The organism is Pseudomonas sp. OV546 (genome assembly GCF_900116845.1).
Lineage (GTDB): Bacteria > Pseudomonadota > Gammaproteobacteria > Pseudomonadales > Pseudomonadaceae > Aquipseudomonas > Aquipseudomonas petroselini.
This window is the reverse complement of record NZ_FPCE01000001.1, coordinates 950,186-969,125: the sequence shown is the minus strand read 5'-3', so window position 1 is coordinate 969,125 and position 18,940 is coordinate 950,186. Positions and strand designations below refer to the sequence as shown.

16 protein-coding genes are annotated in these 18,940 nt (G+C 60.7%); 4 read left to right on the top strand and 12 right to left on the bottom strand.

Annotated features, from left to right (window positions below; translation table 11 throughout):
- Positions 1-92: 92 nt before the first annotated feature.
- From praB to BM403_RS04555, 4 genes are all read right to left on the bottom strand, one after another.
- Positions 93-587: an alkane oxidation protein activator PraB gene (gene praB / locus BM403_RS04570; RefSeq protein WP_012724681.1), complete on the bottom strand. Its 495-nt coding sequence runs from the start codon at positions 585-587 to the stop codon at positions 93-95.
- A gap of 132 nt (positions 588-719) precedes the next feature.
- Positions 720-1,214, bottom strand: a complete 495-nt coding sequence (gene praA / locus BM403_RS04565) for an alkane oxidation protein activator PraA (RefSeq protein WP_093541782.1) — start codon at positions 1,212-1,214, stop codon at positions 720-722.
- A gap of 132 nt (positions 1,215-1,346) precedes the next feature.
- On the bottom strand, positions 1,347-2,627 hold the full coding sequence (locus tag BM403_RS04560) for an alkane 1-monooxygenase (protein WP_093541780.1): 1,281 nt from the start codon (positions 2,625-2,627) through the stop codon (positions 1,347-1,349).
- 294 nt (positions 2,628-2,921) lie between these two features.
- A complete protein-coding gene (locus BM403_RS04555; protein WP_175538046.1) occupies positions 2,922-3,920 on the bottom strand; it encodes an alpha/beta fold hydrolase in 999 nt (332 codons plus the stop codon).
- 266 nt (positions 3,921-4,186) lie between these two features.
- On the opposite strand from BM403_RS04555, the gene BM403_RS04550 reads away from it, so the two are divergent.
- Genes BM403_RS04550 through BM403_RS04540 form a run of 3 tightly spaced genes read left to right on the top strand, consistent with a single transcriptional unit; the run spans position 4,187 to position 7,461 of the window.
- Positions 4,187-5,725 carry a flavin-containing monooxygenase gene (locus BM403_RS04550; RefSeq protein ID WP_093541776.1) on the top strand — a complete coding sequence of 513 codons (1,539 nt, stop codon included), beginning with the start codon at positions 4,187-4,189 and terminating at the stop codon, positions 5,723-5,725.
- Positions 5,722-6,612 (top strand): SDR family NAD(P)-dependent oxidoreductase, encoded by an 891-nt coding sequence (locus BM403_RS04545; RefSeq protein WP_093541774.1) that lies wholly within the window; start codon positions 5,722-5,724, stop codon positions 6,610-6,612. The genes BM403_RS04550 and BM403_RS04545 overlap by 4 nt, the downstream gene beginning before the upstream one ends.
- 15 nt (positions 6,613-6,627) lie before the next feature.
- A complete protein-coding gene (locus BM403_RS04540) occupies positions 6,628-7,461 on the top strand; it encodes a metal-dependent hydrolase (protein ID WP_046034769.1) in 834 nt (277 codons plus the stop codon).
- Here the strand turns inward: BM403_RS04540 and BM403_RS04535 are convergent.
- The gene (locus BM403_RS04535) at positions 7,458-9,533 is read right to left on the bottom strand and encodes a PTS sugar transporter subunit IIC/EAL domain-containing protein (RefSeq protein ID WP_093541772.1); all 2,076 of its coding nucleotides are present in this window, start codon (positions 9,531-9,533) and stop codon (positions 7,458-7,460) included. The two genes, BM403_RS04540 and BM403_RS04535, sit on opposite strands and share 4 nt — an antisense overlap.
- A 253-nt stretch (positions 9,534-9,786) precedes the next feature.
- On the opposite strand from BM403_RS04535, the gene BM403_RS04530 reads away from it, so the two are divergent.
- Positions 9,787-10,116, top strand: a complete 330-nt coding sequence (locus BM403_RS04530) for a DUF6388 family protein (RefSeq protein WP_012724689.1) — start codon at positions 9,787-9,789, stop codon at positions 10,114-10,116.
- Positions 10,117-10,120: 4 nt separating this feature from the next.
- On the opposite strand, the gene BM403_RS04525 is transcribed toward BM403_RS04530, so the two are convergent.
- From BM403_RS04525 to tagH, 7 genes are read right to left on the bottom strand one after another with little or no spacing between them, the layout of a single operon-like run.
- A complete protein-coding gene (locus tag BM403_RS04525; protein ID WP_012724690.1) occupies positions 10,121-10,966 on the bottom strand; it encodes a serine/threonine-protein kinase in 846 nt (281 codons plus the stop codon).
- A complete protein-coding gene (locus BM403_RS04520) occupies positions 10,963-11,706 on the bottom strand; it encodes a PP2C family protein-serine/threonine phosphatase (protein WP_175538045.1) in 744 nt (247 codons plus the stop codon). Before BM403_RS04520 ends, BM403_RS04525 begins: the two co-directional genes overlap by 4 nt.
- Complete coding sequence (tssM, locus tag BM403_RS04515; protein WP_093541768.1) at positions 11,673-15,047, bottom strand: type VI secretion system membrane subunit TssM; 3,375 nt, start codon at positions 15,045-15,047, stop codon at positions 11,673-11,675. The genes BM403_RS04520 and tssM overlap by 34 nt, the downstream gene beginning before the upstream one ends.
- Positions 15,048-15,062: 15 nt before the next feature.
- Positions 15,063-15,926 (bottom strand): type IVB secretion system protein IcmH/DotU, encoded by an 864-nt coding sequence (icmH, locus tag BM403_RS04510; RefSeq protein WP_093541766.1) that lies wholly within the window; start codon positions 15,924-15,926, stop codon positions 15,063-15,065.
- Positions 15,927-15,931: 5 nt separating this feature from the next.
- Positions 15,932-17,260, bottom strand: coding sequence for a type VI secretion system baseplate subunit TssK (gene tssK, locus BM403_RS04505; protein WP_093541764.1), 1,329 nt, complete (start codon positions 17,258-17,260; stop codon positions 15,932-15,934).
- Between the two features lies 1 nt (position 17,261).
- Complete coding sequence (tssJ, locus tag BM403_RS04500; protein ID WP_093541762.1) at positions 17,262-17,747, bottom strand: type VI secretion system lipoprotein TssJ; 486 nt, start codon at positions 17,745-17,747, stop codon at positions 17,262-17,264.
- A gap of 5 nt (positions 17,748-17,752) precedes the next feature.
- Positions 17,753-18,925: a type VI secretion system-associated FHA domain protein TagH gene (tagH, locus tag BM403_RS04495; protein WP_093541760.1), complete on the bottom strand. Its 1,173-nt coding sequence runs from the start codon at positions 18,923-18,925 to the stop codon at positions 17,753-17,755.
- Positions 18,926-18,940 lie beyond the last annotated feature (15 nt).

The following is an 18,940-nucleotide window of genomic DNA, read 5'->3' as shown; positions in this document are numbered from 1 at the left end:
GTTCGTCTTGCGGCCTGCAATTCATGAACTGGCGCCCAGTCAAGGCGCCAGTTTTTTCAACGGGTGATCAGCCCTTCGTTCTTACGCTTTCCTCAAGGCACGATAGTCAGCGCAGGGCTTGGGGTAACGCTCAGGCTCACCACGGTGCAGCTGCCGCTTAGGGTCTGGTTGGCAGCGGTCAGCACACCACCGCTGTAGCCCACAGCGATGGTGGAAGGGCCGCAGTTGGAGGCTGGGTACAGAATCGAAGCGGCAATGGTGTACCCGACATTTGTAACCGACCCGACAGCAGGGCCGGTGGCAGTCAACGTCCAAGGCAAACCGGTAATCTTAGGCAGCGCACAAAGGCCGCCACCAGTGACCGCGACGCCCGTGATCTTGGCAACACCGGTCGCATCGACGTTTCCGGTAAAGGTGGCGCCACAGTTCACGGTGGCCTGGAAGGATGATGGCGACTTCACCGAGATAGTGCCCGGCGCGGTGAAGCTTGTGCTGACAGGACTGATGCTGTAGGCATTCGCCATCGAAGCAGCACCCATGCAAACAGTCAAAGCAGTCAACGACACGAGGGTTTTCAAGCTTTTCATTGTTTTTCCTCACATGTTATGGCGAAGTCATTTCGCCAGGGGTAATGGCCATGAACGAGAGGTCACGGTGAAACTGCAGAACTTCCCTTTCCAGCCAAATTTCAATTCAATTACCGCAGTCGCATTCGACGCTTATTCAACAACCTTGAAGTTCGGCGGCATTTTGATCGACACCGTCTTGATCTTGCAGTCTTCGCCGATCGGGACATTCGCGGCTTCCAACTTGCCGGTGGCGTTGTCCCACGTGCCGTTGGCGGTAGAGGGCCCGCACTTGCCGCCCAGGCCAAACGCGTGCACGTCCACGCTGATCTTCGACATGGAGCCACTTTTGGTGTCTTTGGCGACTAATACCCAGGGCAAGTTGATCGCTTCGACCCGGCTGCACTTGAGGCCGCCCTCGAATTCGACGGTGTCGACATTCACCGAAGTACCATCCGCCGCGACGTTGCCCGCCACCTTGATGGTGCAATCGGCGCTGATCAGCGCGCCTTTGGAAAAACTGATAGGGCCTTGGGCCGTAAAGGCGCTGCCGGCGGGTTCGATGCGCGCAGCCTGGGCCTGGTGATAGGCGATCAGGCCCAGCGCGGCCAATACGATATGGGTGGTGAACTTGGCAGGTGCTTGCATGGTGTACGTCCTTCCCTTTAATTATTTTTGTTCGGGTCAAACAACTTTCTTGCCACTGATCTGGAAAACCTCGGGCGACAGAAACCTGCACGGAATACAAGCCCGAGTACGCAAACAACGTGTTACTTAAACTTAGAACGGTGTGGCGCTGTTGCTGTACTTCTCCAGATACCTCAACCGCTGTGACGGCTGAAGATTCGCCAGGGTGATATCACCGCCGTAATGATTCAGCACTCGATGGTCCATGCGACGGCGCCACAAGTAAGGCACGTACGCCCAGACAATCATGCTTGCGTAACCGTAAGGAAGTTGCGGCGACTCATCAAAATGGCGCAACGACTGATAACTACGGGTCGGGTTAGCATGGTGATCAGAGTGACGCTGTAACTGGAACAGGAAGATATTGGTAACAATGCGATTACTGTTCCACGAATGCCGTGGCGAACACCGCTCATAACGCCCATTGGGTAACTTCTGGCGTTTAAGCCCGTAATGTTCGACGTAGTTGACGACCTCCAACAGCGAGAAACCGTAGATGCCCTGGATAATCAGGAACGGAATCACGGCCCCCCCCAGCCAGGCGATCATCGCCCCCCACAGCACCACGCTGTACATCCACGCGCTGAGCACGCCGTTCTGCCAGTGCCACGCCGGCAGGCCGAGTTTACGCAGGCGTTCACGCTCCAGGTTCCACGCCGAACGGGCACTGAACCCTACCGAACGTGGCAGGAAGGCCCAGAAGCTCTCCCCGAGGCGCGAGCTGGCCGGGTCTTCCGGCGTGGCGACGCGCACGTGATGGCCACGATTGTGTTCGGTGTAGAAGTGCCCGTAGAAGGTCGGGGCCAGCGTGACCTTGGCGAGAAACACTTCCAGCGCATTGGGTTTGTGACCCAGTTCGTGGGCGGTGTTGATCGCGATGCCGGTGGCGGCACCGGTCGACATCGCCATGCCCAGGTAGGTGAACCAGCTCGGTTCGCCATGCAGCTGCGTGCGGGCGGTGATGTAACTGGCGGCGTGGGACAGCCAGCTGGACGGTTCCAGGTTAGCGGTAGCCTGCAACAGGCCACCCTGGATGATCCAGTCGATACCGCCGGCGGCGAGCCAGCCGGTGATCACCACAGAGGAGATGACGAACAGCACGCCGGTGTAGACGATCCAACGGTAGTAGCGTTGGGACTCAAGGTGGCCGACGGCGGATTCGGGCGGGTTGCTCACGTCTTCACCGAGCAGGCCGTCGATGAGCGGGATCAAGCCGAAGATCACCAGCACACCGACCCACCAGAGGGATTGGATACCGGTGGTGATGGCCAGGGCACCCGAGAGCAATGGAGTGGCCAGGGGCATGATGCCCAGCCACCACAGATGACGCTTGCCGTCGGTCCATATGCTTGGGGCTGCCAGTGTCTGATTCATGGCAGCCTCCGTGGCAGGGCAGCGGAAAGCAGGTTCAGGGAGCACTGAATGCTCCGGGGAATCAACCATGCGATAAAAGACGTTTTTTTCATTTTTATTCGCTCTTAGGCATTTCAAAAATCATTTCAAAACAAACATTGAAATATTTTTTTAAATAAATAGCGCGGAATCGATAGGTCGTCAACTATTTTTTCGAGGCCTTTCCTACGTGACCATGCAGTCTCTTTTTCAGCCGTTTGGTCAGGTCTCTAGCGCAAGCATTTCGGACCGTACAACCCGCAATAAAGGCCACGATTATTTGTTTGCCAAGGCAAACGGCGGATGCAGAATCTCGGCTGTTTCCAGCGGCCGCGCACGCTTGGCCAACTGGTGCACCGCCTCCACCACCCTCTCGGTGGCGGTAATCGGCAGCATATGCCCGCGCCCTTCCACGACCTGCAGCTTCAGGCCCGGGACCTTGTCGGCCAGGGCCTGGCCGTGTTTACGAAAGTCCAGGACCTTATCGCGTGCGCCATAGATCAGGCTGATGGGCAGCGTCAGTTGCGGGTAGCGCTTGACCATGTCCGGCAGCTCGTCGTTGACCAGCGCTATCTCGCTGGACGCGGCATAGAAGTTCTCGGGACGCATGCCCAGCAGCCCGCCGCCGCGGGTGGCGAAGTCCTCAGGGGCACTGTCCGGTGCGAACACCCCCTTGACCACCGCACGGCGCGTCAACAGCCCCATGGGCACAGTCAGCGTGTAGGACACCCACCGCCGCAGCCAGGCCGGTCGCACGGCCAACGACCAGAACACCAAGGGTAAGGTGGGTTGCGGATGGGTCAATGGCGCCACCAGCACCAGCCCGGATACCGTGTGGGGATGGTTAAGGGCCAACGCCAGGGAAATCGCGCCACCGAGGGAATGTCCCAGCACCAGCGGTTTATCCAGGCCCAGGGTGTGAATAAAGGCTGCCACTTGCCGCGCCTGGGCCGGCAGGTCGGCGGCGGTGCCTGTATGGCGCGTGGAATAGCCGGACCCCGGTCGGTCGAGGGTGATGACGCGAAAGTGCTCACGCAATTGCCCGGACAAGGCATAGGTCAGGTTGCGACTGCTGCCCATCAGCCCATGAATCATCACCAACGGACGGCCCTTGCCTTCCTCGTAATAATGAAAACGCTCGCCGTCGACCTCCACAAAACGCCCATTGTTCGGAACGGCGGCTTCAATGCGCCGCGTCATCCAGACGCTGAACCCCCATAAAACGGCGCTCGCGCCTATCAACACAGCCGCCGCGATAACCCATTCAACAGCCATAGCTCGGTCCTCTGCATCCCCGCTGCTGGCGACCCGACCGGTATTGATCAAGGCCTCAGCCATCGTCCACAACCTGGACCCGAACGTCGTGCCTGTCCGTCGGACAAGTCGCACATGAGGAACCTGGGACTAGCGTAGGCGATATTTTCAGGTAGATTATTTAAAATCTTTTTTAAAATAAGTAATTCAATTTTTCTTTGCAATGGTGTTCTATCTAAAAGACACAACAAGAAAAGGAGCACCCCGATGCCCACGAAGGAATGCTTATGAATGCCCAGAGTGATTCAATCGACATCGCCATCATCGGCTCAGGCTTTGCCGGGCTCTGCATGGCGATCAAGCTCAAGGAAGCCGGGTTCACCGACTTTTTTATCGCTGAGCAGGCCGACACCCTTGGCGGCACGTGGCGGGACAACCACTACCCCGGCTGCGCCTGCGACGTGCAGTCCCATGTGTATTCGTTTTCATTTGCGCCCAACCCGGACTGGACACGGCAGTTCGCGCCGCAGGCGGAAATCCGTGCTTACCTGGAGCAATGCGCCACGCGCTTCGGGTTGGCGCCCTACCTGCGTTTTGGCATGGGCCTCGAGCGCGCGGTGTTCGATGAGCCCCAGCAACGCTGGCAACTGAGCTTCAGCGATGGCCGCCAGGTCAGTGCGCGGGTGCTGGTGTCGGGCATGGGCGGTCTGTCGCGCCCGGCGTTGCCGGACATTCCAGGTCTCGACAGCTTCAAGGGCAAGCGCTTTCATTCCCAACAGTGGGACCACGACTATGCCTTGAAGGGCAAACGCGTCGCGGTGATCGGCACCGGTGCCAGTGCCATTCAGTTCGTGCCGAAGATCGCGCCGCACGTGGCCCATCTGGACCTGTTCCAACGCACCCCACCGTGGATCATGCCCAAACCCGACCGGGCGATCTCACCTTTTGAACGCTGGCTGTTCAAGCACCTGCCCTTTACCCAACGCCTGGTACGCGGCGCTTTTTACTGGGCACTGGAAGGCCGTGTCGTCGGCTTTGCCTTACACCCACGGCTGATGAAAATGGTGCAGAAAATCGCCCTGCGCCACCTGCACAAACAAGTGGCTCGCCCGTCCCTGCGCAAGACCCTGACCCCGGACTACACCATCGGCTGCAAGCGCGTGCTGATTTCCAATGACTACTACCCCGCGCTGTCGCGCAGCAATGTCGAGGTGGTCACCGAGCGCGTGCTGCGCATCGAGGCCGACGGCGTAATCACCGCCGACGGTATCAAGCACCCGGCGGACTGCCTGATCTTCGGCACCGGCTTCCAGGCCACCGATCCCCTACCCCGCGACTGCATCATCGGGCGCGGCGGCGTGGACTTGATGGACACCTGGCAGGACGGCGCGCACGCCTACAAAGGCACCACGGTGCCCGGCTATCCCAACCTGTTCCTGATCATCGGGCCCAACACCGGCCTGGGGCATAACTCGATGATCCTGATGATCGAAGCCCAGGTGACCTACATCCTCGACGCCCTCCAGCGCATGCAACGGCACGGCATCGCCACGGTGGATGTCAAAGCCGGCGTGGAGAGCGCCTACAACCAGCAGTTGCAAGCCAAGCTCAAACGCACCATCTGGAGCACCGGCGGTTGCCAAAGCTGGTACCTCGACCCGCGCACCGGCAAGAACACCACCCTATGGCCCGGCTCGACCTGGCGTTTCAAGCAGGTCACCCGGCAGTTTGCGCTCAAGGATTATGTCGCCAACCGGCAACCGGGCGACGCGCCCAACCGCCCCCTGGCGACGCCCCACTCCACGCCTGAAGGGAGCCTGTCATGAAATCATTCAACAACCGCGTGGCCGTGATTACCGGTGCGGCATCCGGCATGGGCCGAGCGCTGGCATTGGCCCTGGCGCGGGAAGGTTGCCACCTGGCGCTGGCCGACAAAAACAGCCAGGGGCTGGAGCAGACCTTGGCGCTGATCAAGACCTCAACCCTGGCGCCCGTGTTGATCACTACCCAGGTGCTCGATGTGTCCGACCGCCAGGCCATGGAGGATTGGGCCGCGCGCTGCATGGCCGACCACGGCAAGGTCAACCTGGTGTTCAACAATGCCGGGGTTGCCCTGTCGAGCACCGTCGAGGGCGTGGACTACGCCGACCTGGAGTGGATCGTCGGCATCAACTTCTGGGGCGTGGTGCATGGCACCAAGGCATTCCTGCCCTATTTGAAAGCCGGCGGCGAGGGCCACGTGATCAACACCTCCAGCGTGTTCGGCCTGTTCGCCCAGCCTGGCATGAGCGGCTACAACGCGACCAAGTTTGCCGTGCGCGGCTTCACCGAATCCCTGCGCCAGGAGTTGGACATGCAACGCTGCGGTGTCTCGGCCACCTGCGTGCACCCCGGCGGCATTCGCACCGATATCTGCCGCAGCAGCCGTATCGACGCGAACATGACCGGCTTCCTGATCCACAGCGAACAGCAGGCCCGCGCCGACTTCGAAAAGCTCTTCATTACCGACGCCGACCAGGCCGCCAAGGTGATCCTGCACGGCGTACGTAAAAACAAACGTCGCGTGCTGATCGGCCGCGACGCCTATTTCCTCGACCTGCTCGCCCGTTGCCTGCCGGCGGCCTATCAAGCCTTGGTGGTGTTCGCCAGCAGGCGCATGGCCCCGAAGCCCCGCACGCGGGTGTTTGAAACCAACGACGAGTCCCGTCTCTGAACAGGAGCACGCAGCATGTTGCCGATCCGCCGTGACATCCATTTCGCCCTGCCTGCCGAACGCATCAAGGACTGGCACGAGCAAGGCCCGTTCATCACGCATTTCTTCAATGCCCTGTCGCTGCTGTTTCCGCAGGGCGAGCTGTTTTTCATGGACAGCGTGCGCCACTACCGCCAGCGCATCGACGACCCTGAGCTGAAGAAAGAGATCCAGGGTTTTATCGGCCAGGAAGCCATGCACAGCCGCGAGCACGTGGCCTACAACGACTTGCTGCAAGCCGCGGGGCTGCCCGCGCACGCCCTGGACAGGCGCCTGAAGTTCATCCTCGACCTGCAGAAAAAACACTTGCCGGCGTCCTTCAACCTCGCGGTGACCATTGCCCTTGAACACTACACGGCGATGCTTGCCGAAATCCTGTTGAGCGACCCGTCGCGCTTCGGCGACTCACTCAAGGGCTACCAACAGATGTGGTACTGGCACGCCTTGGAGGAAACCGAACACAAGGCGGTGGCGTTCGACGTCTGGAACAGCGTGATCAAGCCCGGCCCCAAGCGCTACTTGCTGCGCACCGGGACCATGCTGTTCACCACGTTGTTATTCTGGCTGGTGGTGTTCGACTTCCACGTGCGCCTGCTGATTGCCGACCGCAAGTCGGGCGGGCACCTGAAAGGCTTCTGGCGCATGCTGAAGTTTCTGTATGGGCCCAAGGGAGTCTTCCCACGTATGCTGGTGCCGTGGCTGCACTACTTCAAACCCGGCTTCCACCCCTGGGACCACGACAACCGTGCGCGCCTGGCCGGTATCGACGCGCTGGTCGAGGACATCGAGCAGGTCCGGCGCGGTTATTAGCCCTGCGCCAGGGCCTCGCGCTCACGCACAAAGCCTTGCAACTGATCGTCCGGCAGCGCCTTGCTGAAATACCAGCCTTGAATAATCAAATCGGCACCCGTATTCAGGAAGGCCAGCTGCTCGGCCGTCTCCACCCCTTCCACCACCACGCCCAGATTCAACGCCTCGCAAAAGCGCAGCATGCCGGTCATGACCTGGGCGCCCTTGGGGTCATGCTGCGCCACCACAAAGCTACGGTCGATCTTGATGAAGTCCACGGGGAATTGGTGCAGGTAACTCAGGGCCGAGAACCCGGTGCCGAAGTCATCGATATAGACCTTGGCACCGATGGCTTGCAGCTTCTGAATGGTCTGGCGTGTGACCTGGATATCGCTCACCAGCGCATCTTCGGTGATTTCCACTGAGACCTGCCCGTGGGCCTGGGCAAGGATTTCCACCAGGCGTTCGCCATAGGCGGCGTCGGTCAAGGTCGCACTGGAAATATTGATGGTCATCGGTAAGCTGAAACCGAGTTTCTGCCACTTCTGGTACTGGCGAACCGCCTGGGATGCCACCCATACATCCACATCCGGCATCAAATGCGCCTGGGCCAGCCACTGCAGGAACTCCCACGGCGAATGCACTTTTCCGTCGGCATCACGGGCACGCATCAGTGCTTCACAGCCGGTGCACAAGCCAGTGCGGGTCGAGACCTGCGGCTGGAATTCAAGATAGAACTCGTAGTCGCTGATCTGCTGGATGCGGCTCAGTTCATTGGCCTGGCGCGCCAGGGTCTTGTGGGACGCGAGCACCGGGTCCAGCTCGCGCAGACGGCCCTTTTCCTCAAGGCCACGGAAAGTCATGTCCAGGGACTTGAGGTACACCGTGCCCCCTTCGGTGGCCTGGCGGTGGATCGCACGCACATACGGCGCATACACCAGCGTGCCCAGCCCCAGCAGCGCCACTTGCAGGGCCACCGCTACCCAATCACCGTGGGTGCTCAGATAGGCATTGAGCAGCACCGGCGCCGTAAACGGCACGCTGACCACCGCCGGCGACACCCACCCCATCTGCACCACCGTCAACGCCAGCATGGCGTTCAACGCGGGTACGATCAGAAACGGTATGAACAAACGCGGGTTAAGGATGATCGGCAAACCGAACAACAACACTTCACTGACATTGAACAGTGAGAGCGGCAAACTCGCCACCGCCAACAGGCGCATGGACTGGCTCTTGGAGAACAGCAGGATCGCCAGCAACAGGCACAATGCGCCGCCCGAGCCACCGATAAACGCAAAACTGCCCAACAGACCGCTGTTCAACACATACTTTATCGGCTCACCCGCCGCCAGTGCAGCGCTGTTCAGCACCACCGCCTGATCCAGCACATTGAACAGCGGCTGCATGGCGTACACGCCGTGGATCCCGAAAAACCACAGCAGTGAATTCATCAAGGTCACAAACAAACCGCTGCCGTACGGCGACTCCAGGGCATCGAGTACCTGGGGCCCTTGGAGCTGTGCCACATAAGGGATTTGCAGCAGCAAGGACAGCACGATCACCAACGCCAAGGCGGTGATGACGCCCGGCACGACCATATTGATGGTGCCCCGCAGGTTGTGCCCTACCAGCTCTTCGTTGACCAGCCGAGTCCAGCGATAACGGTGCAGCCAGGCAATGGCCGGCACATTCAGCAGCGGCGAGGCAATCGCAATGAACAGCACGAAGGTGGCTGAGGCCCGGGGGTAGTCACGCAGGATAAACGTCGCAACCACCACATGGGCCAGGCACAGGAACGCGACGGGCAGCTGTGGGAGTCGATGCTGGATCGCCAGCATATAACCAATCGAAGCGGCTACCAGCAGCGGGATCACGGAACTGATCTGGTTGTGCAGCCCGGCCAGGAACGTCACCCAATGCGGGTCGAAGCCCAGCACGCGGGCACATTCAGACAAGATCAGAAAGCCCGCCGACACCAGCAGGCACGGCAAGATCCACAACAGCCCTTCGCGAATCGCCCGCAGCGACTCGGTGCCGGCCAGGGCGGCCAGGCGCTGGGTGAAGAAAAGTTTGAACAGCGTTTGCGCCATGACCCATCCCTCTGCCCATCGCCCACTGTCCTTGGAAGGCAGGGCCGGAAACACCGGGCTAACGCTACACGTCCAGGCACGATGAGCGAAAGCCTTTTGCCACGCATCTAAGTGATTTTTCCGTATTGGATGACAGGCAATTCCGTGTTTTTTCCAAATAATTGAATGTTCCGACCTGGGCCAATGTCCGAATCTGCTTCAATGGGCATTATCCGAGTGTCACCCTACCGTTGCCTTTGTTTGGAGTAAGCCCTTGTCACAACCCGGTGATAACCATCAGCTCGCGCTGGACAGATTCCTCGACGAACATCCCGATGTCGCCACTGAACTTAACACCCTGAACCCGCTGGCCGCCCAGGCCAAGGGCGAAACCCTGGCGCAATACCGTGCCGAACGGCTGCATGAAGCCTTCGAAGCGGAAGCCGAGCGCCAGGGCCTGTTTGCCTGGGAGTTAACCCTCAAACTGACCGCCGAATCCGGCGAAGCCTTTGAAGCCCAGCGCCTTGAGGTGCATAAGGAAGTGGCGCAGATGGCCGGCCTGAGTTGGGTCGAATACTGCCAACTGCATGACCTGGCCGATTGACGCGTTACCCCAGGAACCAGCGACGTCGCCTGCCGCCCAGGACTTCGCGCAACTCGGCGACACATACCCTTCGCTGCTCCGGGTCCATCGCCAGTGCGGCGCACAACGTTGGCCAGCAATGCCTGGGCAGTTGCCGAGGTCTCGGCAACCGCTGATTGCGCTGGCGCTCGCCGGGACGCCGTCCCTCGGCCAGCTCATACAACACACACGCAACCCCATACAGGTCCGCGCTGGCTGACGGCAACCCTCCGGCCATCAGCTCCGGTGCCGCATACGCAGGCGTCCAGGCATTCAAGCGACTGCGGCTCAAACCCGGTAAACCAACCCCTACCTGTGCCTCGGCATGGCCCAGGCCAAAATCAAACAAGCGCACCCCCTGCTCCCCCACCATGATATTCGCCGGTTTCACATCGCCATGCAGGACGCCTTGCCGATGCGTGTAAGCCAGCGCATCCAGCAATTGCACGGCCATCGGTTGCAGCTCCTGCCACGGCAGGCCTTGCGGGCGTTCCGGGAGCATGCGGTCGAGGGTCAGGCCGGGCATCACTTCCATGGTGAAGAATGCCACTTGGTGGGCCGTGTCTACCTCGAAAGAAAATGCGCGCACCACGTGGTCATGACGCAGGCTGCGGGTCAGGGCGAACTCGCTGTACAACAATAAATGCGCATCGGTGCACGCGGAGAGTGTCTCGCCCAACAGCTTCAGCGCCACACGGCAGTCCGGCTCGCCGAACGCTTCATGCAGCAGGTCCCGGGCGCGATACACCACGCCCATCCCGCCTGAACCGAGGATCCGTTCAAGCTGATAGCGGCCCGCAAGCAGGCTCGGCGGGCCCGCTGCTGCGTTCATGGCTGGACCACCACGGCGGTCAGGTCATCTTTCGCCGCCGCCCGCAACGCGTCGCTGAACAAGCGCTCCACCACCTTGCGCGGCGTACCCGCACTCATGGCGCTCCCCAGCTCACTGTGGCTGAGCCCCTGATACAGGCCATCACTGCAGAGTAAAAACACATCCCCTGGATGGGCACAGAACTCCAGTATCTCGAGGCTCAGTGGCTGTCGGGCACCAATGGCGCGTGTCAGGGCCCTGGCGTCCGGATGAGCCCGAGCGCGTTCCAGGCTCAGTTGCTGCTTATCCATCAGTTGCTGCTGCAAAGAGTGGTCGCGCGACAGTTGATACAGGCACTTACTCCGCCAGAGGTAGCATCGACTGTCACCTGCCCAGATACAGGCTGCACGGTCGTGTTCAAGTAACAGTACAACCACCGTACTGCCCATGATGCCCGCCAGGCCATCGGCGGCTTGCAATTGGCTGTCGAGGTCGCGCAAGCAGCGTCGCACCGCGTCGATCCGTTGCTCGAAGCCCCCGTGGGCTGGCAGTGCGGCAAGACTGCTGACCACCCGTTGACTGGCCACATTCCCGGCACGATGGCCGCCCATGCCATCGGCGACCGCCCAACACCCGCGTTGCGGGCAATCAAGCCATGCATCCTCGTTGCGCGCACGGCCCTTGCCTTGCGCCGTGCGCCCTGCACTTCGCCAACGCAGCGCCCGGTTCACAATTGCTCCGGCAGGCGGAAGGTGCGCCATGTCGCGATCTGGAAAGGGCTGGGGTTACCCTGGCTGGTGAGCAGGTAATTAGCACGGAGGCCAGCCAGGTCGGCCTTGAGTATCTGCGCGTCCCTGCCGCTGGCAGGCTCGCTTTGCATCAGCTCGAAGAACCGGAACAACGACCAGGTGCCACTGTCTTTTTCGATGCCCAATGGCCGCTCGGCGCCGCGTTCCAGCACCAGGCTGGTGCGCCCATTTCCGGACGCGTTCGGCCAATGGAACACCATCGGCACGATCGGGCCATGCCGGTACTCCAACTGCTGACTGCCCACCTGCAACGTTGCCCGGCTGACGGCTTGATCCAGGCTATAGGGCGCCAGCGTAAACCTGACGGCCCAATCACCCCGCTCCTCGTTGAAAAAACCTTGGCGAATGGTCTGGGCCCTGGTCAGTTGGTCCAGCAACGAACGTGACATCGGCAAGCTGCGCCCCTCCAGGGCGCGCAAGCGATAGCGGGTGCCCTCGACACTGACAAACGGCCGCAGATAACCGTCATAAAAACGCTCCATGGCCCCCTTCGGTTTGAAGAACGCCTGGAAATCGTCCAGGGCGACATCGCTGCCAGCATGGGCGTTGAACGGGTAGCGGTGTTGGATCGCCTTCGTATAAAAGCCGTACACCTCGCTTTGATAACGCTGATTCACGTACCCATAGGCGTTATCAAGCAGGTGGCGCCAGCTTTGCTCGGCAATACCTTCGAACCACCCCCTGAGTGGTTGCGGCAAGCGCGCTGCCGCATCACGCAGGTTGCCCAATAGCGGCTGCTGCCCATCCATCCGCTGCCTGGCCAGCTTGAACGCGGCCTGCTCCGGTGAACTGTCCCGGCTCAGTGTCGACAATTGCAGGTACAGCTCATCGAGCAGGCGCAATGCCTGCGTCAACTCGACCCCGGGGTTCTGCTCTTCATCGAGCAACTGATGCAGAGGCTCGAAGCGGCGTTGCAACGCGCGCCGGGCATTATCGGGCAACGCTTGGCGCGGTAACGCCTTGGCCAGCGCGCCGGATACCTTCTCGCTTGACTCTGCGACCTGTTGGCTCACCGTACCCAGTTGTTCGTGAAGCGGCATCAGTCGTGTGTTTTCACGCACCTGCTGCAACAGCTGCACCAACGCCGACTGAGCGGATGTAAGGCTCGCAAGCTGCTCCGTGCCGCGTCTCAGACTGTCACTTTCCAACAGCCTGATTCGCCCCAGGGCATCACTCCAGGCATCGGCGTATTCGCTGAAATAGCGCTGTTCCAGCTCCAGCATGAGTTTGCGTAAGTCCATGACACTCAGGTCGGTGGCTTCCCCCAGCACCCAGTTGTCCTGGGCAATGGCATTGACCCACTGAGGGCCCTGCGTTTCGAAAAACTGCAGGTATTTTTTTGTGTAGAAACCCGGGATGGGTCGCTCAACCCTGGAAAATGCGGGGCCTTCGGCCAGGCGGTAAGGCTCCAGGTTCCGGGCTTGCTCCCGCAGTGCACGGTAGACCACCTCTGCCAGTGACTCACCCCGTAACGCCAGGCGAGCCTGGGCGACCAGTTCATCATTCAACGGCGCCTGGAACCCTTGCTCAAGAAGCCGAGCAAAGTGTCCGGCCAGGCGTTTATGCGCCGCAGCTTCCCCCGCGTACCCGGTAGCCCACTGCCCAGCCACCTGCTCCGCCAGCCAACTGGCATCACGTCGTTCGGGCAGGTTGAGCATCAGGTAGGCGCGCAGGCTGTCCAGCAGCCGTTCACGGTCTCCCAGGCTCGCTCGCACCTGTTCTCCAAGTAATGTGGTCACGTAGGGCAGCAATTGTTGATGCAAAGCGTGTTCATAGGCACTAGTCAACGGTGGACCACTGACATCCCCTTGATACAAGCCCGCCCGATCAACCCATCGCACCTGCGCCGGCAGTGGAAATACGGCTGTCGCCGCCAAGCGACTGTCCAGCAGCGCCAGCAACGTCTGGCTCTGGTCCGAACCGGGGTGAATGGCGGACTCGGGTTGGGTCAACGCCTGAAGCTGCACCAGTCGCTGATGGTTGAACGAGTAACTGTGCAGCCACAGCGCCCCCGCCGCGGCGATCACGACAGATGCGGCCAGCGCCAATAACCCATGGCGTCGACGTAAGCGCCGACGCTCCGGCGTATGCAACCCGGCAAGATCGGCCTGCGCGAAAACCACGCGATTGAACAGGCCCTGGACAAAATGGGGACGTACATCGCCGCTCTTCGCACAGGTCAGGTAGAACCCTCGCAAACCGTTGATACGCTGATGGCGATGGGCGGAAAACGCAGCCTCGATAAACACACACAGACAGTCGCCGAGGCGTGCAACCTGCCGAGGAAAATCCAGCATCCGGCCACGGCGCTCAAGGTTTCGCTCCTGGTGCAAGCGCGGGATCAACTCGGCTCCCAGGCGTTGCAGCAGGGCTTCGAATGCCTCGCGCACCTGCTCAATATCAGTGCCGGCCGGGCCTGCAACCAGGCGCTCACCCAGCACATCTTCGGTGCTGTCGCCCTGCAGCGCATCAAAGAACTCGGCAAACCCAGCCAGCCGATCAGCCTGGGTCAATACCAGGTAAACCGGCACATCCACATGCAGTGTCTGCTGGATATCCTGCAAGCGGGTACGCACGTGACGCGCATGAAGCTCCAGGTCGTGTTCACTGCTGCGCAAAAGCGTGTCGACGCACAGCGTCACCACCACGCCATTGAGCGGCCGTGTTCTGCGCCACGCCTTGAGCAGGCCCAGCAATGTCGACCATCCCGCCCCATCTACCGCAGGATCAGGCTGGTCCAGGTAGCGGCCGGCCATCTCGACCATCACGGCTTCGTCGGCAAAATACCAGTCACAGTAAGCCGCACTCCCTGGGAACGCCGCTTCGGTCCGATCGAGCGGAGCCTGCAGGCCACTGGCGGCCAACAACGAGGTCTTGCCGCTGCTCCGCTCGCCAATCAACAGGTACCAGGGCAGTTCATTGCGCCAGCCCTGACGGTGCTCACCGTAGCGACGAGAGGTCTTCAACGTCAGCAGGGCCTCCTTGAAACGCCCCCGTACGTGGCTTATTTCGTTGTTGACCAACGCCTGCCGCTGATGAAGGTCGAGGTGTTCAGGCTGATCCGCCCGAGCGGAGCGGCGTGCGCCCACCACGACCATCGCCAGCCCCCACAGCAGCAACAACCCGCAGATGGTCAGCAAACGGGAGGTCGGGCTTTGCCAGAAACGGTAGTCATCCACCGCCAGCAAAGGCCCCAAAAACCACACCAACAGCGTACTCGAGAGCACCAGTAACAGGCTCCAGACCCAACTCTTGCGCAGCACCGCGCCCGCGCCCTTGAAGAATGCGTTCATACCTAGCTCCCAGCGTTACAAGGGCGTCCGAGACGGGACTGACACCGAAGATTGAAAAGGTTGCAGCGCCGTCATGCGCTCCTGGCCCAACATCCAGGCGAACCCTGAATACATCGCGAGCAAACAGGCCACTACACAGATGACGACCCAGGTGGTGGAGACAAGGCGAATCCGCGCCTGAGAGGCCCTACCCGTTTCCGGCGAAATGCATACCGGCAGCCGATCACCGCGCACATGCCTGATCTGGCGGTACACCGCATCGTGCAGGGTTTCAAGCTGCACCCGCCCCCGCTCCATGACGCGATATTTACCTTCGAAACCCAACGACAGGCACACGTACATAAGCTCCAGCATGGCCACATGCTTGACGGGGTCGCGGGACAATCGCTCCAGCAGTTGGAAAAATTTTTCACCGCCGAAAGTTTCGTTATGGAAGAGGCTCAGCAGGCTGGTCTTCGACCAGTCGCTACGACTGCCCCAAGACGTCGTGACCACAGCCTCATCAATGACACTGCACAGCACATAACGCGCCGACATCACCTGACTGTTCTCTACGCCTTGGTGCAAGGCACGCGCCTCAAACGCGTTGACGCCCGATGACAGCTGTTCATTGAGTGCCTGCAGGCTTTCCCGACCAGGACCGGCCTTGAGCTGAACAACCTGCAACAAGAGCTCCCAGGCGGCTGCCAATAAAATATTCGAACCCATCTTGAATGGCGGTGCGCCCTGCAGGTGGGCGGTATAGATCATGCGGTCTTCCAACTGCTCGAAGCGAGGCGGCGACGGGTAGTCCGTGACGGCGCCCCGCACCGGGCCCAACCCTTCACGGTCAAGCAGCACGGTTTTTTCATCCTGCGGGTATTCACTGTCCATAGTCATGGTGTTCAGTTCCTGATAGCCCAGAAGTTGAGTTCCAGCTCGGCGAACTCGCCGCTGGCGTGGAAGGCGAAACCACCGGATTGCTCCAGCTGCGTGATGTCCCGTGGACTGAGCTCGAGCATGAAATAGGTCTTGCCGGCGTGGAACGGGATCTGCCGCGGCGCTACCGGCAGCGGCTTGACCTTGATGCCTGCGAGGTGCAGGTTCACCAGTTCACGGATGCGTTCCACGGGGCCGATCTTGAGATGGGCCGGCAGGCGATGGCGCAGCTCCTCCGAATCGCACTGGGCGGTGGCCGCCAAAATAAACGTGGCCGCACCGAGTAATTTGAGATCGCTGACTGGGCAGACCAGCACTCCGTACTGGCGCTGCTGCAGCGTCAGCTCAATGGCATGCTGTTCCAGGACCAGCGACAGCACCGTGCGAAGGCCTTCCATCAGCCCGCGAAAGCTCGCCCCTTGATCACCATGCCGGTAGTGCGTCGCCAATTGCGCACGTTTGTTGTCATTGGCGAACGTCGACAGCTCACCAAAAATCGCCAGCAACTCCCGATATAACGCTTCCGGACGGACCTGGGCCTGGCCCAGGTAATGACGCAATATCAATTCCGCACGATTGATCAATTGCAGCATCAGAAAGTCGCCGACCTGCGCCCCCGCCGACGCGCCGGAACCCTGGATGCGAGCGGCTATCGCATCGCCACGGGTGGCCAGCAGGCTGATCACTTCTTTGATGCATGACGACACATACCCCGAGCCCTGGAGATAGATGAACGTCGGCACAAAATCCACGTCCAGCGTCACGCCGCCTTCATGGGTCGAATCCAGGACCTGGGCGACCTGGAGTTTCACGTAGTAAGGATCACTCGGTTGCTCCCCCAGCATCAGGCGTAAATCCGGACGTGCACAGTTGATCTGGCAACGGGAATCCACGCCGGCATTGGAGTCTCCGATCTCCGTTTCACAGGCGACATAACGTGCCAGCACATCGCCTTGCTCCTGCGTGCGCACTTCAACCTGATTGCCCGTCGCCAGGGGCAGCGCGAGGTACACGGCTTGCCTGCCGGCGTTGGCAGGTACCTGCAACACCAGGGGGTCCATGGCGCCGCTCAGTTCGAACAGACTGCCATCCGGCAATACGCCACTGGCCTGGTTGACCACGACCTTGCCCAGGTTGAGGTATTGCACATCGACGTCCAAGGTCAGGAAGCCCCAGGCATCACTGCTCAACAGGCGACTGCGGTTGAGTTGCCGATGGTAGTAGCGATCATTGTGCTGCAAGTGCTGGGGCCTCAGCAGCATGCCTTCCTGCCAGATAACGTTATGGATCTGCATCTCAATGCTCCGCCGTGTCGGTTTGAGGCGCCGCCATCCGGATACCCGCCTGGTCCAGCACAAGGTCGGCACGGGTCAGTTGGCTCGGGGCCACAGGCACTACCAGCCGCCATTGCACATGGGGCAAATCGCGATAGCCCGCCAGCACCCCGACATAACGGCCACGGGGTTCGACACTGAGTTTGAGCGCCAGCTGTTCGCCGGGACGCAGCTCCCATTCCTCGCTGCTGAGCCAATCCTTGGACAGTGTCTGCTCGGCCCGGTCGTAGAGGCTGAAGAAGTCGGCGTTTTCAAAAGCCACCGGGTGCCGTAGCTCAAGCAGGCGCACCACTACAGGCGAGGGACGGCCGTGAAGATCGGGGTTGACCTCCTCGCTGGCCGTCAACGTCAGGTCCAGCTTGGTCAGGGTCGAGAACGGTGAAAGCGTGCTGCAACCCGCCAGCAGGCCCAGCGCTAACAACGTGGATGTAACAGCGACTCTATACATGAGCATCATCCTGGGTACCCGGCGTGCAGGGTGGAGACCAGGCGCACCTGCTCCTCGTAGGCTTTGGAAAAATCATTGCGTAACAACTGCTCGCCCAAGGGATCGTCGTCCATCAGCCGTCGATAGTGGCGTTGATACGCCCGCCAATGGGCGCCATCGGTAAACAACTTGGCTGGCCTGCCCTCGCGCTCGAAGCAACACAGCAGGTGACCAGGCGCAAAGGCCGCCAATGCGGCACGTACGGTGGCTCGGCAGGCCACGACCAAGGCCAGTTGATGAACTTGCAGGTCCCGACAGGTCTGGGCAACCGCGTGCTCGGCAGCGCGTTGGTCCGGCGCGCAAGCATCCAGCAGCGACGTCAGGGCTGACTGGGTGTCGGCAGCATCGTTAAACGGATTACGGAGACTGAGCACCGGGGCAGCCAGGGTGCCGTTGATCTCGCTGTTGAGCTCGTGGCAAGTTCTCAGGTTTTGCTGCAACCCTTCGACGGTTTGCCTGAGCAAGCCCGCCACCTTGATCGCCAGGCCCTCACGACCCGGTGTATCAAGCGTGTCCATAGGCATGCCCAATGCCTGCGCGAACTGTGCCCAGAATACTTGCGAAGCACCCGATGCAGCGGTAACGGGTTCGGGAGACAGGACGTCCTTGACCGGTTCAGCCCATGTCGGTACGACCAAATGATCGCGCTCCACGCGCCCCTGACAAAGCGCTTGGATCGGCGCCGGCGCTGATGTGTCCAAGGCGTCCAGTTCTGCTGATGAATCGCCACGCCGTTGCTCGCGATCCAATGCTTGGACAGGGTCAAGCCCCAGGAACGCATCGTCTGGAATCATGTCATCCCGCGCAAACGTCTGCCGGGCATCCATCACCAGGCGGGCACGGATATCCAGCGCCCCCAGTTGGTACACATCACCGTTACTGATGAGCCGTGCCTGGCCCTTGCACAGACGCTCCATGCTGCCTGATACGCCGATGCCGTTGCTGCTGATGTCCGTCAGAAAGTAATGGCCTTCCCGGTAACTGACCAAGCCGTGGTGACTGGAAATCAAGCGATTGGCATCAGGGATGATCCAGTCACACCCCGACCCACGGCCGATCACGCCGCCAATACGATCAAACGTTTTGCCGACAGGCAGCACCCCGCTTGCGGTACTGCAGACTTCAAACACTAATTGCATGGCAGCGCTCCCCTG

Coding starts and splice junctions, on each gene's coding strand:
- praB (WP_012724681.1), bottom strand. CDS start 587: ATGAAAAGCTTGAAAACCCTCGTGTCGTTGACTGCTTTGACTGTTTGC.
- praA (WP_093541782.1), bottom strand. CDS start 1,214: ATGCAAGCACCTGCCAAGTTCACCACCCATATCGTATTGGCCGCGCTG.
- BM403_RS04560 (WP_093541780.1), bottom strand. CDS start 2,627: ATGAATCAGACACTGGCAGCCCCAAGCATATGGACCGACGGCAAGCGT.
- BM403_RS04555 (WP_175538046.1), bottom strand. CDS start 3,920: ATGGCTGTTGAATGGGTTATCGCGGCGGCTGTGTTGATAGGCGCGAGC.
- BM403_RS04550 (WP_093541776.1), top strand. CDS start 4,187: ATGAATGCCCAGAGTGATTCAATCGACATCGCCATCATCGGCTCAGGC.
- BM403_RS04545 (WP_093541774.1), top strand. CDS start 5,722: ATGAAATCATTCAACAACCGCGTGGCCGTGATTACCGGTGCGGCATCC.
- BM403_RS04540 (WP_046034769.1), top strand. CDS start 6,628: ATGTTGCCGATCCGCCGTGACATCCATTTCGCCCTGCCTGCCGAACGC.
- BM403_RS04535 (WP_093541772.1), bottom strand. CDS start 9,533: ATGGCGCAAACGCTGTTCAAACTTTTCTTCACCCAGCGCCTGGCCGCC.
- BM403_RS04525 (WP_012724690.1), bottom strand. CDS start 10,966: ATGAACGCAGCAGCGGGCCCGCCGAGCCTGCTTGCGGGCCGCTATCAG.
- BM403_RS04520 (WP_175538045.1), bottom strand. CDS start 11,706: ATGGCGCACCTTCCGCCTGCCGGAGCAATTGTGAACCGGGCGCTGCGT.
- tssM (WP_093541768.1), bottom strand. CDS start 15,047: ATGAACGCATTCTTCAAGGGCGCGGGCGCGGTGCTGCGCAAGAGTTGG.
- icmH (WP_093541766.1), bottom strand. CDS start 15,926: ATGACTATGGACAGTGAATACCCGCAGGATGAAAAAACCGTGCTGCTT.
- tssK (WP_093541764.1), bottom strand. CDS start 17,260: ATGCAGATCCATAACGTTATCTGGCAGGAAGGCATGCTGCTGAGGCCC.
- tssJ (WP_093541762.1), bottom strand. CDS start 17,747: ATGTATAGAGTCGCTGTTACATCCACGTTGTTAGCGCTGGGCCTGCTG.
- tagH (WP_093541760.1), bottom strand. CDS start 18,925: ATGCAATTAGTGTTTGAAGTCTGCAGTACCGCAAGCGGGGTGCTGCCT.